Origin of the sequence: Clostridioides sp. GD02367 (genome assembly GCF_045900275.1) — a bacterium.
GTDB classification, from domain to species: Bacteria; Bacillota; Clostridia; order Peptostreptococcales; family Peptostreptococcaceae; genus Clostridioides; species Clostridioides difficile_A.
In genome coordinates, this window is record NZ_JBJODK010000016.1 from 46,635 (window position 1) to 59,082 (window position 12,448).

Here is a 12,448-nt window from a genome sequence, read left to right on the forward strand (position 1 = left end):
ATGATTAGACTGACCGTTGAAGAAACAAACCTGTTGAGCATTTACAATGAGGGCGGCAAGCGCGGGCTTATGGAGAACATCAACGCTGCGCTGCCGTTCATGGACGAGGATATGCGGGAACTTGCGAAACGTACCCTTGCGAAAATCGCCCCTCTGACAGAAAATGAGTATGCGGAGCTTGCCATTTTCGCCGCTGATGAAGTATGACCGGGGTTAAGCGGCTTACGCCGCCCCAAAGCCGGAAAGTCAACAGCCTTGTAAAAAAGGAGTGCTGCAACTGCGATAACGGACACTGTATTTTACTGGACGACGGGGAGGAATGTGTCTGCCCGCAGCTTATTTCCTATTCGCTTCTTTGCAAATGGTTTCAGATTGCCGTACTTCCTCTTGATAAGCTGCTGTATGCAGAGCTTTTCAAGACCGAGGATAAAAAGCGTTGTACCGAGTGCGGCGCGTTCTTTGCGTCCACCTCTAACAGCGTCAAATACTGCCCGGACTGCCGGAAGCGTATTACCCGCAGACAGGCAGCGGAGCGCATGAGGAAACGGCGCGCCCTTGTTACGCAGTAGGGGCAAAATAAGCCTTGATTTACAGGGCATAACAGACACGAAACTTACATAGACGATACAGAATACCTTTTCCCTTAAAATCGGGGTTCTACTGCGTAACAATTTAATCTTTGCGCCTATGAAAAAATCGGGAACGGTGGCTATTTGATAGCTTCCGTTCCCGGTTTTCTTTTTTTACTCATTCAGTTCTTCTATATCTTTTATTCGATTTCCTAACAGGATATAAAACTCTCCGTTTTCTGCCCTTATAACAAGAGTATCATTTTCATCGGGATAAGTCCCATATTCCACACGTTCTATATTTCCAGTAAGTATATTGCCATTATCAAAAGTGATTTGGATTTTGCTGTCTGCGTCAATATAGGTTTCCACGCCATAACTGCCATGTTCTAATGTTATTCTGTAACATGGTGTAATCTCAACAATTTTCATAATTATTCCCGTTCCTTTCCTTTCTCCCGTTCCTGTTCTTTGCCCTGCCGCAAAATGCTGTCTAGGTTCTGTTTGATAATGTTGTATTCCTTGACCTGTTTTTTCAGCTTGCCATAATCAGCGTAAAGAGCTTCTTTCTGCGCTTGAAGCTTCCCGTATTCTTCCTGCATGGCGGCGAGATTGGGGAGCTTGGTAATGCCCGACGCTTTCAGTGCCTTTGCCGCCGCTTCATGGAGTATCAGACTGCTTTCCTGCTTTGCCCGGTATGCGTCCTTATCCTTTGCCCTGCGGTATGCTTCATAGACTGGTTTTGTCTTTTGATAGGTGGCAACGTGCTTCATCAGCACTGCCATGTCTGCAAGACGTTTCTCCACACTCTTTAATATGTCTGCTGTCTTTTCATTTTCCGCGCTTATTTCCTCAATCCGGCTGACTAAATCCGCGTACTGCTCAATCTTGTGTTCCGTCAAGAAATTCATGGTTTTTGCAGCCAGTTTCAGATTATGGATTTTCGCCCACTGTTCATAGCCCCGGTTCTCTTGTGCCTTGATACTGTTTTCGATGTCAATAAGCAGCGATACGCCGCGCTGCTCTTTGGGAGCTTTCGCCGCCTTTGTGCGCTTGCCTGCAATCCGTTCTTTGATTGCGTCCTCTGTATAATCTGCACCGAGAGTTTTTAAGCGGGTAAACCGTTCCTGTCCGGGGGCGCGGCAGGAGATATATTTTCCCGGCTTTATCTCATAGCCCGCCGCCTGTAACCGCTGCAATAATTCTTCAAAACTTGCCACTTGGGGGATAAGCGTATCAACCGCGATTTTCAGCTTGCCTTTCCAACTTGTACCGACCTTTTCCGCTTGATATTCCGCATAACTTTTTCCCTTGCTGTCTTTGCCCGGAACGACGACGGACAGCCCGTTTTCCCGGCACAGCTTATCGCTCATGTTCCGTATGCCGTAGTAGCTGCGCTTATTGGAATTGTACTTATGGTAGTCAACAAAATTGACCGCACAAAAAATGATATGGTTATGGATATGCCCTTTGTCTATGTGGGTAGTTAAGACGTATTCGTGCTGTCCCTTTGTTACCGCGTCGGCAAGCTGCTTTCCGATTGCGTGGGCTTTCTCATAGTCTACTTCTCCCGGCTCAAAGGACTGTATCAAATGGTGGGCGAGATTGTTCCCTTTCTCTATGGCTTGTGCAAGCGTAAATCCGAACTCAATGTCTGCCGTTTCATAGCTGCACCCAAAGGAGGACACAAGCATTTTTCCGTCTGTTTTATCCGGGTTTTGGATATAGTCAAGGGCTTTGCTCAACGTGCTTTTAATAGGTTTAATCTTTGTAACCGCCATATTTCCGCAAGCACCCCCTTTATTTCCTCTATGTCCTCTTGGTAGACGCTGCCTGTCGTATTGACACGCTTTGCAATCTGATTGATGTTGACACCGATTTTCTGTATCTCCGCTGTCATGGCTTTTATGTCGCTATGGTCTGTCTGAATGATATACCCGTCAATGGCAATCTTGCGAAGATACGCCGCCATGTTCCGGGTGGGGACGAGCTTCATTTTCTGTTCAATCAATGCCCGTTCTTCCTCTGTTACATAGAATTTGATTTGTACTTTTCTTTTACGTCCGTTCATGCAATCGCTCCTTTCCATTCCGAGGGTTTGGGACACTTCCCAACAAGCAATTTTCAACCGACGCGCCGCAGCGCGGGAGGGGAAAATACGGAAAAGGGTACTCTTTTCCTATGCTTGCTACGAATGTTTTTATCCCTTATGCCTTACTACGGAGCTATGCCCGGTTTTGCCAAACTTCCGCAAAAGAAAAACGCTGCAATCTGCAAAGATTACAACGCTCTCTAAACCTTATTCAATTCTGACGGACACTTCTTATCTGCCCTCTGTTTCGACTTCCGCTATCTCCTTTGCCGTTGCGCTCACAATCCGTATGCCGTTATCGCTCATACCGTCAAGAAGCGCGTCAAGCTGCCGCCGCTGCGTGTTCTTCTCTGGCGGCGTTTCCAAAAGAAACTGGTCTACGGATATATTGTAGCGGAGCATAAGCTCAAAGAAAATCTGTAAACTTGGGTGCTGCCCCTTGTTCTCAATGTTCGCAAGGTAGCGCGGCGAGATAAACATTTCGTCGCTCACTTTCTTGCGGCTCTCCTTGCGCCCTGTCCGCGCCGCCTTTATTGCTGCTCCAAAAGCCTTGAAATCGTATTTCGGTACTGGTCTTTTTGCCATAGTTATTCACCCTGTTACATTTTACTGTTCCCCTTTCTTCTTGGATATGTCTACACAATTCAATCAGTTAGCCAAAATAATTCATATGTATATGTTGACAATTAGCCGCTTTTTTTGTATAGTATTATTAAAAGGGGGAAATGTTTATGTTACATAGCATGCGTATTCGATAAGCATTGAAATCAAAAAAGATTTTTCCCATTTTCAATATGGGCTTTTTTGTCATGCTTATTTTGCGTATGCTATACAACAAAACTAACGATGTATAGACATAGTATAAAAACTATGCCTTAATTTTGTTGTAGTGTTATATGTATAAATGCAGGTCAATGCTCATGTTGAGAATTGACCTGTATTTTTTTGCACAAAAGGAGAAATATTATGCTTGAAAAATATTGGATAAAATGTCCAATTTGTAACGGAAAGACGAGGGTTCAAGTATTTTATAATACGGTATTAAGAAATTTTCCTCTTTTCTGCCCTAAATGTAAATTAACACATATCATTGATGTTGAAAAATTAGAAATCATAATCAAAAACTCTGAAAAACAAAAGGAAGGATATTAAATGAAACACTTACCTAAAAGTACACTTACGGAAATATTGAATGACCCATACGGATTTACTTACAAAGAAATGTCGGAAGTAATTGGAGAGGATAAAGCAAGAGCCTTATATGCGGAATTGTATAAACAGCCATTTCACAAAAAAAATCTATCAATATCAACAAAAAAAGTCTATAAAAGTAGCGATACTGAAAAGTATGTTTATGAATTGAAAGACAACAGGTATATCGAAACGGTTTTTATTAAACGGCGAGATGGTGGGACTGTTTGCGTAAGTACGCAAGTTGGTTGTTCTGTTGGCTGTATTTTTTGTGAGTCCGGACGCAATGGTTTCGTTCGTAATCTAACACCATCTGAAATTGTGCAACAGGTCATATTGATACGTCAAAAAGTAAATCGTATCGTTTTTATGGGAATGGGAGAACCTTTATTCAATTACGACAACTTGATTGCAGCAATCCATATTCTTCGAGATAGAAATGGACTTAACTTTCCAACCGACGGCATTACCGTATCAACAGTTGGTCCAGTTAATCAATTAAAAAAATTGCGCGAAGAACATCTAAAAATTCAGTTGACAATATCTTTACATGCAGCAACACAGGCTGCGAGAAACTGCATCATTCCTCATATGCACATGTACGCTATTGAAGATGTTGTTAAGCAAGCATTGTCCTATTCACAAAGGCATAATCGAAAAGTGGTATTTGCGTATTTGCTTTTACCAGGTATAAATGACCGTTCCTCAGATATAAGGCAACTTGCAAAATGGTTTAAGGGCAAAAATGTTATGATTAACGTGCTGCAATACAACCCGACGAGTAATTCAAAAATTAGAGCACCACAAAAACAAGAAATGGTTGCGTTCAAACATCAATTAGAGCAAACAGGACTTGAAGTTACCATGAGAGTTTCTCATGGTAGAGAGATTAAAGCAGCTTGTGGACAGTTAGCTAATACATATAATAAAGCCAAAAAACAACAAAAATAATTTAATTAAAAGAGCCAGACGCACAGACGCAGAGCCGATAATATGCAGTTTGAAATACTGCTGTTATCGGCTCTTTTTTGATTTAATTTGTGCCCCCAATAACCATATTGGAGCAAAATCAGAACTGTTGCTTGTCGTTCTTTGATTTCCGCAGCAGCTTTGAAAAACCAAAGCCGCCGTTTCTTTTTATCTTCTAATGAAATGACGCGGTATCACTGTTAAAAGCGGCGGCTAAAAGGAGGTAGCCGCCATGAAGCACATACCATATCGACAAAATCCGACGGTCATTGACACATCAAAAAAAGCCCGACCACCGCCGGGGAAAACTACGTCTATCAATATGAACTGTCTAATCATCTGAATACCGCTTACAATACCTATACGTCTGTCCGGGCTTTTCGGACAGGCGTATTTTGCTGCTCAAAAAATTTTTTGAAAAAAATCCGAAAATCTTCGGCGTTTTTTTCAAAAGGCAGTATTGCCCCGCGAAAAGGGGGAAGCACCACCAACTTTCCAACGAGAAAGGGGGTGAGAATGTGGAACCTAATCGCAGGGAGTTTATAAAACAGTGCGCTTTCCAGAAGTTTTGTAATACGGTACTGCACAATGAAGCGTGTGACGCTCACAAAGAGCTGCACAGGCATAAGGCAAGGGAGATTACCTTTTCCGACTTGACCTTAGAAGAAGCGCGGCAGCTTCATACCTTTGATGAATATTTCAAAGGGGAAATCGCCTTTGAAAGAGCCGGGAAGAAAATCACGCCGAAGCTGCTTCTTGAAGCAATCCGTACTTTGCCGGAAGAAAAGCGCAAAGCCGTACTCCTGTACTATTTCGAGGGAATGAACGACACCGAGATTGCGGAGCTGTTCGATACGTCGAGAAGCACGATACAGTACAGGCGGACAAGCTCTTTTGAGCTGCTAAAAAAATATCTGGAGGAAAATGCTGATGAATGGGACGAATGGTAACGAACCCGGCTACCCGGAAAAAGCCCTTGTTCCCTATCCTGTCATTTTGGCAGCGACAAAGGGCGACCCGGACGCTATGAAGATTGTCTTGCAGCATTTCAGCGGCTACATAGCCCGCCTCTCCATGCGGAAGCTGTACGACGAGCGCGGGAACGTCTATTTTGGCGTAGACCACGACATTCGGGAACGGCTGCAAGCAAAACTGATGATGGCTGTCCTCACCTTTAAGGCAGAGGAATAAACCGCAGCGGCGGGACGCTTTCTCTCTCCCCCTTTTCCGTTCCGCTGCTGACGCGGCAGCAAAGCCATTCTGAACCTTGACAAAGAAAGCGGCGCAAGATAACGGCGGCGCAGCATAGGGCAAATCGGATACGTTCCTTTTGCGCCGAGCCATACGGTGGGTGCGCCATGACGCTATCCGGGTGAGGTTATCCCCGCCCGGACAGCCGAGCGACCAACACCGCGCCGGAAAGCAAGTGTAGCGGCTTGCGGGCGACGACACGCAAAATATACAATGATACTTCCTTACAGCCACAGTCCGAGCGTTAAGAGCGTCGCAGGCAATGGGTAGGGCTGCATGAGAACCATGCCGGGGTGAAATTCCCATGAGGTTATGCTAATAACCGTCCGATTAAAGCCTATGTTACAGATTAACTTTTGACCCATTTAGAAAGGGGGACGACAAATTGAACAATAACGACGTGCCGATTTGGGAAAAATACACGCTTACCATAGAAGAAGCAGCAAAATATTTCCGTATCGGAGAAAGCAAGCTGCGGAAACTGGCAGAAGAAAATCCCGTCCCGGACTGGGTAATGATGAACGGAAACCGTATTCAGATTAAGCGGAAGCAGTTTGAAAAAATGATTGATACGGTGGACGCAATCTGATAGTGAAATCGAGCCTTGAATGTGGTACAATGTAGTCAAGCATATCAAGGCTCTTTCCATTATGGAAAGGAGCATAACGATGTCGGAAAAAAGACGGGATAATAAAAATCGTATTCTCCGCACCGGAGAGAGCCAGAGAAAAGACGGGAGATATGCCTACAAATATATAGATACCTTTGGAAAACCGCAGTTTGTGTATTCTTGGAAGTTAGTACCTACGGACAAAACCCCGGCAGGAAAACGCGACGATATAGCGTTGAGGGAAAAAGAGAAAGAAATCCAAAAAGACCTTGACGACGGTATCGACCATATCGGAAAGAAAATGACGGTCTGCCAACTCTACGCAAAGCAGATACGCCACCGGGCAAATGTGCGGCATGGTACAAAGCAGGGGCGAAAACAGCTCATGCGGATTTTGCAGGAGGATAAACTTGGAGCCTGCCGGATTGAAAATGTGAAGCTCTCCGACGCAAAGGAATGGGCGTTACGCATGAAAGAAAAAGGTTACGGCTTCAAGACTATCAACAACCACAAGCGTTCCTTAAAGGCTGCCTTTTACACAGCCATACAGGACGATTGTATTCGCAAAAATCCGTTTGACTTCCAGTTGAACACAGTCCTTGAAGATGATACGGAACCAAAGGAACCTCTATCCCCTACGCAGGAAGCGGCTTTTCTGTCCTTTGTGCAGCATGATACAGTTTATCAGAAATACTACGACGAGATTATCATACTGTTAGGGACAGGGCTTCGCATTTCGGAACTCTGCGGACTGACGGAAGCTGACATTGACTTAGACAAACAGCTTATCAATGTAGACCACCAACTTTTGAAGATTGCAGATGTGGGCTACTATGTGGAAACGCCTAAGACGAAAAGCGGCAACCGGGTTATTCCTATGAGTGAAAAAGTGTTGGAAGCATTTCAACGGGTGCTGAACAAACGGAAATATGCACAGCCTGTTATTTTGGAGGGCTACACAAAGTTTCTGTTCCTTAACCGGAACGGCTTGCCAAAAGTGGCAGTCAACTATGAAAGTATGTTCCGAGGGCTTGTAAGGAAATACAACAAAACGCAAAAGGTCGCATTGCCAAAAGTAATGACACCGCACACCTTACGCCACACATTCTGCACCACGTTAGCAAATGCGGGAATGAACCCTAAAGCATTGCAATATATCATGGGACATTCCAACATCAATATGACGCTGAACTATTACGCACACACAACTTCCGAAACGTCAATAACCGAAATGAAGCGGCTGATTGCATAGTAGTAAATGGAGAATTTACTACTCCACATACTACTTTTGAACACAAAAACATACGGGGATATAAGAAGATTTGAGAGTATCTTCCACAATGAAAAATGCCGGAAAAGCCTGTAACAATAGGCTATACCGGCATATAAGAACTTTTGAAAAGATAATCAAAAATTACTTTGTGATTTCTTATGAAACATGTGTTATATCTGGATACACTTTTAATAAATAAATCATATGGTCTATATATTTATCAAAATCAGTTCTAGCATTTATTTTAGCTAGTTCTGCTAATCTCCCATATAGTAAACCATTATATGACTCACTCCCAACAAGAAAAGCACTATAGTCATGTTTAGACCCACCAGCAGATGCTGGATCACATAATAGCATTGTCTTTTTGAAGTTATGTGTTTCAATACATTCCCTAGATTCAGTTCTTACTGTTTTAAACCATTTTTCACCTATTGAATTTACATCATTTTGTACTTCCTGTTTAAAAGAGGTTGGGTTTTCATAATAACTTAAAGCCATATCTAAACAATCCCAAAAACTTGGCCACAATATAGGAAATTTCATTTCTTTTTCATTATCCCAGTAAAACTCTTTAGCATCTTCAAGATGATTTGTATTTTTAAAATCAAATAATAGTTCTTTGAATTTTAGCCATAATCCAGAGTTAAATAATTCATCTACATTATCAACTAAAACTCCTTTTTCGCATTTAAACTTCCATGTTGGCAAATTCTTTAGCCTACTATAGAAACATTCTTTGTGTTGTAAAGTACCCAGTGCTATAAAAGTTGTTCCTCTTTTTATAGTTTTACCATTTCTTATAACTGGTTTTTGTGCAGCATATTTTACGTCATCAGAAAATCTTTTAAACTTTTTTTCTCTAGCATCTTCTGTTCTAACATTTTCCTCTGACTGATAGTCATCAAGTATGATAAGATCAGGACGATTATTATTGTATTTTCTTCCTCTCATTGGTGATGAAGATGATATTGCTTCAATAAAGGTTTTATTAGTTAATTCTAATTGAGTACTATTACAAATGTATTTTCTATCATTATCATTTAAAAGTACTCCAAATGCTTTTTTGATAGACTCATTTTCAAGTAAAGCATTCTTTATATCTTTTACAAATTTTTCTGCTGTAGAACCTATATCTGAACAAATTAATGTATACATTTTATGTTTATAACAGTGTGACCATACAGTTGTTGCTAAATCTCCGAAAGCACTTTTACCTGTACCTCTTGGATAAATTCTCCCTAATTGTTGTGAACCATCTCCAATTATAGATTCTTGTATATCTTCCCATAACTCATGATGAACTTTAGCTATAGGTGCAGCAGCATTATCTTCCTTTGGTAGATAGGTATCTTGCATAAAGTACATACAGAAAAATTCTAAATTTATTTTCCCAAGTTGATAGGCAAGACCATTAACACCAAAAAGATTATTTGCATTAGACTTTATAAGTACATTTGCTTCATTTTCAGCATCTTTTATTGCTGCTCCATTTCTTATAAAAGTCTTTGCTAGATAACTAAATATAAGTTGTATATTTCTTTCTAAATTATCCACTGGTATTTACATCCTTTTATCTCTTCTATTTTCTTTTTAGGTTCAGTTAATAATATAATTAATAAAATGAACAATATAATTTTTTCTATAATAAAATCACCTTCTTCAAGATGTATCTCTGGTTTTTAAATTTTGCTAGAAAATTTCCAGAACTCATTTTCTATAAAAAATACTTTTTTTGAAATAGAAGGATACCCCCTATACTTAAAAACAGTTATTTATAATTATTTCAGACATAATTAAAGGGCATAATTCTATGAATTTGCCCCACTAAAATTAACTTAGCATATATATTGCTCTTCTTAGTTACTCTCATGGCTCTTTATTAATCTATCTAATGTTGGTCTACTTACTCCCAATTCTTTAGCCAATTGAGTCTTATTAAGTTCTCTAGTTTTATATCTATCATAATAACTACTAAAGTTCTCTATCTTAACTTCTTTACGTCCTTTGTATTTACCTTGTTCCTTAGCTATTGCGATACCTTCTCTTTGTCTTTCTAGCATGTTTTCTCTTTCAAATTCATATATTGCACCAAGCATTGTAAGCATCAACTTTCCTGCAGATGTATTAGTATCTAAGTTTTCTTTAGCACTTATTAATTTTACATGCTTTTTTTCTAGAAGTTCAACTATATCCAATAAGTCTTTAGTACTCCTAGCAAGTCTGCTAAAATCATGTACAACTATTGTGTCGCCTTCTCTTACAAAATCTAGCATAGCCTTTAACTGTGGTCTATTAATATCCTTGGCACTTATTTTTTCTTGATAAACTTTTTCTGCTCTATGATTTTTCATTGTGACTATTTGTCTATCTTCATTTTGTTCTATTGTTGAAACTCTTATATAACCTACTACCATTTGGCAATTCCCCCAATATATTTTATTTATAAATAAAGTATATCACGTTTGTAAAAATAGAATCAAGCATTTATCATGCTTTTTGTAAATTAATCCGTTTTTGAATTCTATTTTTACAAAAGTAAGTTCTTTTCAAATGTAAATTTACACTATGCTTTATTTTTACAATAAATATTTGTAAAATGGTAGTTTTTTAATTAAAATAATGCTTATTAAGAATTATTTTTTTGTTCTTATTCTTATCTTAGCTATGGCTGCTTCTATTTCTGTTTCACCAGTTTCCATACCATTACCATTCTCTTCTTGAATAACTGTATTTGTAGGATTACCATAAATACGATTTATAAGATATTGATTGGCTGCTAACATTACTCTCTTATCACTATTATCTTTGGCCAATGCCTTAATATTATTAACATAGGATTCTATATCTTTTAATATTATTGAGTTTCCCTGGCTTGCCAGCTCTTGCTTACGCCTGTCCATTTCTTTCCTAACATGTTCCCTATTCATCCAGTTATAAACAGTCTGTCTACTAATACCAATTAAGTTAGCAGCATCTGTTACAGTAAAACCTGAAATCAAGAGAGATACTAACTTTGATTCTTCTTGGGTTAATTCTTCTAATCTTCTATATCCTGTATTAACTATATCAACATCTTTTTCACTCAAGAAATCACTCCTTTACTTAAATATCTATTACATATACATTTGTTTTAATCTCTCTAAAAATGACCTTCAATATACATTTTCAGACTTCTTAATAAATCTATTCTATTCTTTGGAAATTCTATTATTAAAGGCCTTTACACTTTTGTAATGTCCTATTGCTGAAAAACGTAACATATGAAATTTAGAGCTAATTTATAATAATGTTAATCTCTTTTTCTTTTCTTTAATTTATTAGTAAATTTAGTTATTGCTTTTATTTCTTCTTCTTTATCTATTCCAATATATCGTCTTGTTACTTCTATAGTCTTATGGCCCAATATCTTTCTTATAAGTTCTAAAGCATAAGTCTTATTTTCTTCCTCATCATAAATATGTCTTGCAAATGTCTTTCTTAAAGAGTGTGTTGCAACATTTTCTTTAATCCCTACCTTTTCTGCTGCTCCTTTTATTATTCTTCCTGCTTGCCTTGTTTGAATAGGTCTATTAAACTTTTTTCTCTTACCGCTTTTAAATAAGAACTCCTCTCCAGGTTTATCTTGAGTATAGTTTTCTATAGCCCCCTTTATTACATCAGATAAGAAAACTTCTCTATCATAATCCCTTTTTTCCTCTATAACTCTAATCCAATCCTTAGATACTCTTATCTTCTTCCCTTTTTTATCTAATTTTACATCTGTTACATCTGCAACTTTAAGTGCTAATATATCCCCTATTCTAAGTCCAGTACACATTCCAAATATAGCTAACAAGTAATTTCTTTCATTCCATTCCTCTAAAAAATTTAAAAGTCTAAAGACATCTTCAATATCTTTTATAGGATTAACTTTTTGTCCTTTATGTGCTTCCATTCATTAAAAACACTCCTTATTCCCATAATAATTTTTTCTCTGCCTTTCTTGTACTAACATCTTTAAATCTTCATCTACATTAGCAAAAGAATCTGTAATTATAGAGGTTATATCATTTGTAGTGTATCTTCTCTCTTTTGAATAAGTACTGGTTTTTATTCTAAATCCTAAGTCATTTACAGTTCTAGTTACTTTCACCACATTTTCTAACTGTAAATATAACTTAAATGTAACCAACTCAACATGATCACACTCGTCAATTATACTTTCTTCTAAAACTTTTAAATATAAATCTAACTTATCAATCTTAGAATGATAGTTACTTTTAACCTTCTTTTTTAGTTTCAGAAGTTTTTCTTGTTTTTTCTTTATAAAATCTAAAGAACATTCCCTTCCATACATACCTGGAGTTTCTCTCATTACATTGTCATAATACTTTAGATTGTCTGGTATATATGCAGCACTTAAAATTTCCTCTGTTATATCTCGTTTAATTTCAAACACCTCTTTTAAAAATACTTATTTTATTGCATAAAAAAATACCATCTATTTAGAT

General features: G+C 38.6%; 17 protein-coding genes. 8 read left to right on the plus strand and 9 right to left on the minus strand.

The genetic code is table 11. The features are described 5' to 3' along the window. Both Q3223_RS17175 and Q3223_RS17180 read left to right on the plus strand, forming a co-directional pair. Window positions 1-207: a transposon-transfer assisting family protein gene (locus Q3223_RS17175; RefSeq protein WP_032509728.1), complete on the plus strand. Its 207-nt coding sequence runs from the start codon at window positions 1-3 to the stop codon at window positions 205-207. Further along, on the plus strand, window positions 204-569 hold the full coding sequence (locus tag Q3223_RS17180; protein WP_074091765.1) for a cysteine-rich VLP domain-containing protein: 366 nt from the start codon (window positions 204-206) through the stop codon (window positions 567-569). Before Q3223_RS17175 ends, Q3223_RS17180 begins: the two co-directional genes overlap by 4 nt. Window positions 570-743: 174 nt before the next feature. Here the strand turns inward: Q3223_RS17180 and Q3223_RS17185 are convergent, their stop codons facing one another. The 4 genes from Q3223_RS17185 to Q3223_RS17200 all read right to left on the minus strand — a co-directional run bounded on the left by Q3223_RS17185 (window position 744) and on the right by Q3223_RS17200 (window position 3,246). Then, a complete protein-coding gene (locus tag Q3223_RS17185; RefSeq protein ID WP_227248672.1) occupies window positions 744-1,001 on the minus strand; it encodes a hypothetical protein in 258 nt (85 codons plus the stop codon). Window positions 1,002-1,003: 2 nt separating this feature from the next. Beyond that, a complete protein-coding gene (locus Q3223_RS17190; RefSeq protein ID WP_347087253.1) occupies window positions 1,004-2,350 on the minus strand; it encodes a relaxase/mobilization nuclease domain-containing protein in 1,347 nt (448 codons plus the stop codon). Next, the gene (locus tag Q3223_RS17195; RefSeq protein WP_347087255.1) at window positions 2,311-2,640 is read right to left on the minus strand and encodes a plasmid mobilization protein; all 330 of its coding nucleotides are present in this window, start codon (window positions 2,638-2,640) and stop codon (window positions 2,311-2,313) included. The genes Q3223_RS17190 and Q3223_RS17195 overlap by 40 nt, the downstream gene beginning before the upstream one ends. A 252-nt stretch (window positions 2,641-2,892) precedes the next feature. After that, entirely contained in the window at window positions 2,893-3,246 is a 354-nt protein-coding gene (locus Q3223_RS17200) for a helix-turn-helix transcriptional regulator (RefSeq protein ID WP_273377397.1), read from the minus strand. 381 nt (window positions 3,247-3,627) lie between these two features. Here Q3223_RS17200 and Q3223_RS17205 point away from each other — a divergent pair, with 381 nt between their 5' ends. The 6 genes from Q3223_RS17205 to Q3223_RS17230 all read left to right on the plus strand — a co-directional run bounded on the left by Q3223_RS17205 (window position 3,628) and on the right by Q3223_RS17230 (window position 7,934). Next, window positions 3,628-3,813 (plus strand): cysteine-rich KTR domain-containing protein, encoded by a 186-nt coding sequence (locus Q3223_RS17205; protein WP_004607970.1) that lies wholly within the window; start codon window positions 3,628-3,630, stop codon window positions 3,811-3,813. Then, window positions 3,814-4,803 carry a 23S rRNA (adenine(2503)-C(2))-methyltransferase RlmN gene (rlmN, locus tag Q3223_RS17210; protein ID WP_004607971.1) on the plus strand — a complete coding sequence of 330 codons (990 nt, stop codon included), beginning with the start codon at window positions 3,814-3,816 and terminating at the stop codon, window positions 4,801-4,803. It abuts the gene before it with no gap. 536 nt (window positions 4,804-5,339) lie between these two features. Continuing rightward, window positions 5,340-5,771, plus strand: coding sequence for an RNA polymerase sigma factor (locus Q3223_RS17215; protein ID WP_009255547.1), 432 nt, complete (start codon window positions 5,340-5,342; stop codon window positions 5,769-5,771). After that, complete coding sequence (locus tag Q3223_RS17220; RefSeq protein ID WP_002590583.1) at window positions 5,752-6,012, plus strand: helix-turn-helix domain-containing protein; 261 nt, start codon at window positions 5,752-5,754, stop codon at window positions 6,010-6,012. The genes Q3223_RS17215 and Q3223_RS17220 overlap by 20 nt, the downstream gene beginning before the upstream one ends. A 445-nt stretch (window positions 6,013-6,457) precedes the next feature. Then, window positions 6,458-6,661, plus strand: a complete 204-nt coding sequence (locus tag Q3223_RS17225) for an excisionase (RefSeq protein WP_009905235.1) — start codon at window positions 6,458-6,460, stop codon at window positions 6,659-6,661. Between the two features lie 79 nt (window positions 6,662-6,740). After that, the gene (locus tag Q3223_RS17230; protein WP_227248663.1) at window positions 6,741-7,934 is read left to right on the plus strand and encodes a site-specific integrase; all 1,194 of its coding nucleotides are present in this window, start codon (window positions 6,741-6,743) and stop codon (window positions 7,932-7,934) included. Between the two features lie 177 nt (window positions 7,935-8,111). Here Q3223_RS17230 and Q3223_RS17235 read toward each other — a convergent pair whose 3' ends face one another. The 5 genes from Q3223_RS17235 to Q3223_RS17255 all read right to left on the minus strand — a co-directional run bounded on the left by Q3223_RS17235 (window position 8,112) and on the right by Q3223_RS17255 (window position 12,396). Further along, window positions 8,112-9,512, minus strand: a complete 1,401-nt coding sequence (locus Q3223_RS17235) for a hypothetical protein (protein ID WP_407812248.1) — start codon at window positions 9,510-9,512, stop codon at window positions 8,112-8,114. A 302-nt stretch (window positions 9,513-9,814) separates the two neighbouring features. Then, a complete protein-coding gene (locus Q3223_RS17240; protein ID WP_407812250.1) occupies window positions 9,815-10,372 on the minus strand; it encodes a recombinase family protein in 558 nt (185 codons plus the stop codon). Window positions 10,373-10,591: 219 nt separating this feature from the next. After that, complete coding sequence (locus Q3223_RS17245) at window positions 10,592-11,044, minus strand: helix-turn-helix domain-containing protein (protein ID WP_407812252.1); 453 nt, start codon at window positions 11,042-11,044, stop codon at window positions 10,592-10,594. A gap of 203 nt (window positions 11,045-11,247) precedes the next feature. After that, window positions 11,248-11,892, minus strand: coding sequence for a tyrosine-type recombinase/integrase (locus tag Q3223_RS17250; RefSeq protein ID WP_223195817.1), 645 nt, complete (start codon window positions 11,890-11,892; stop codon window positions 11,248-11,250). A gap of 3 nt (window positions 11,893-11,895) precedes the next feature. After that, a complete protein-coding gene (locus Q3223_RS17255) occupies window positions 11,896-12,396 on the minus strand; it encodes a hypothetical protein (RefSeq protein ID WP_407812254.1) in 501 nt (166 codons plus the stop codon). Window positions 12,397-12,448: the final 52 nt, after the last annotated feature.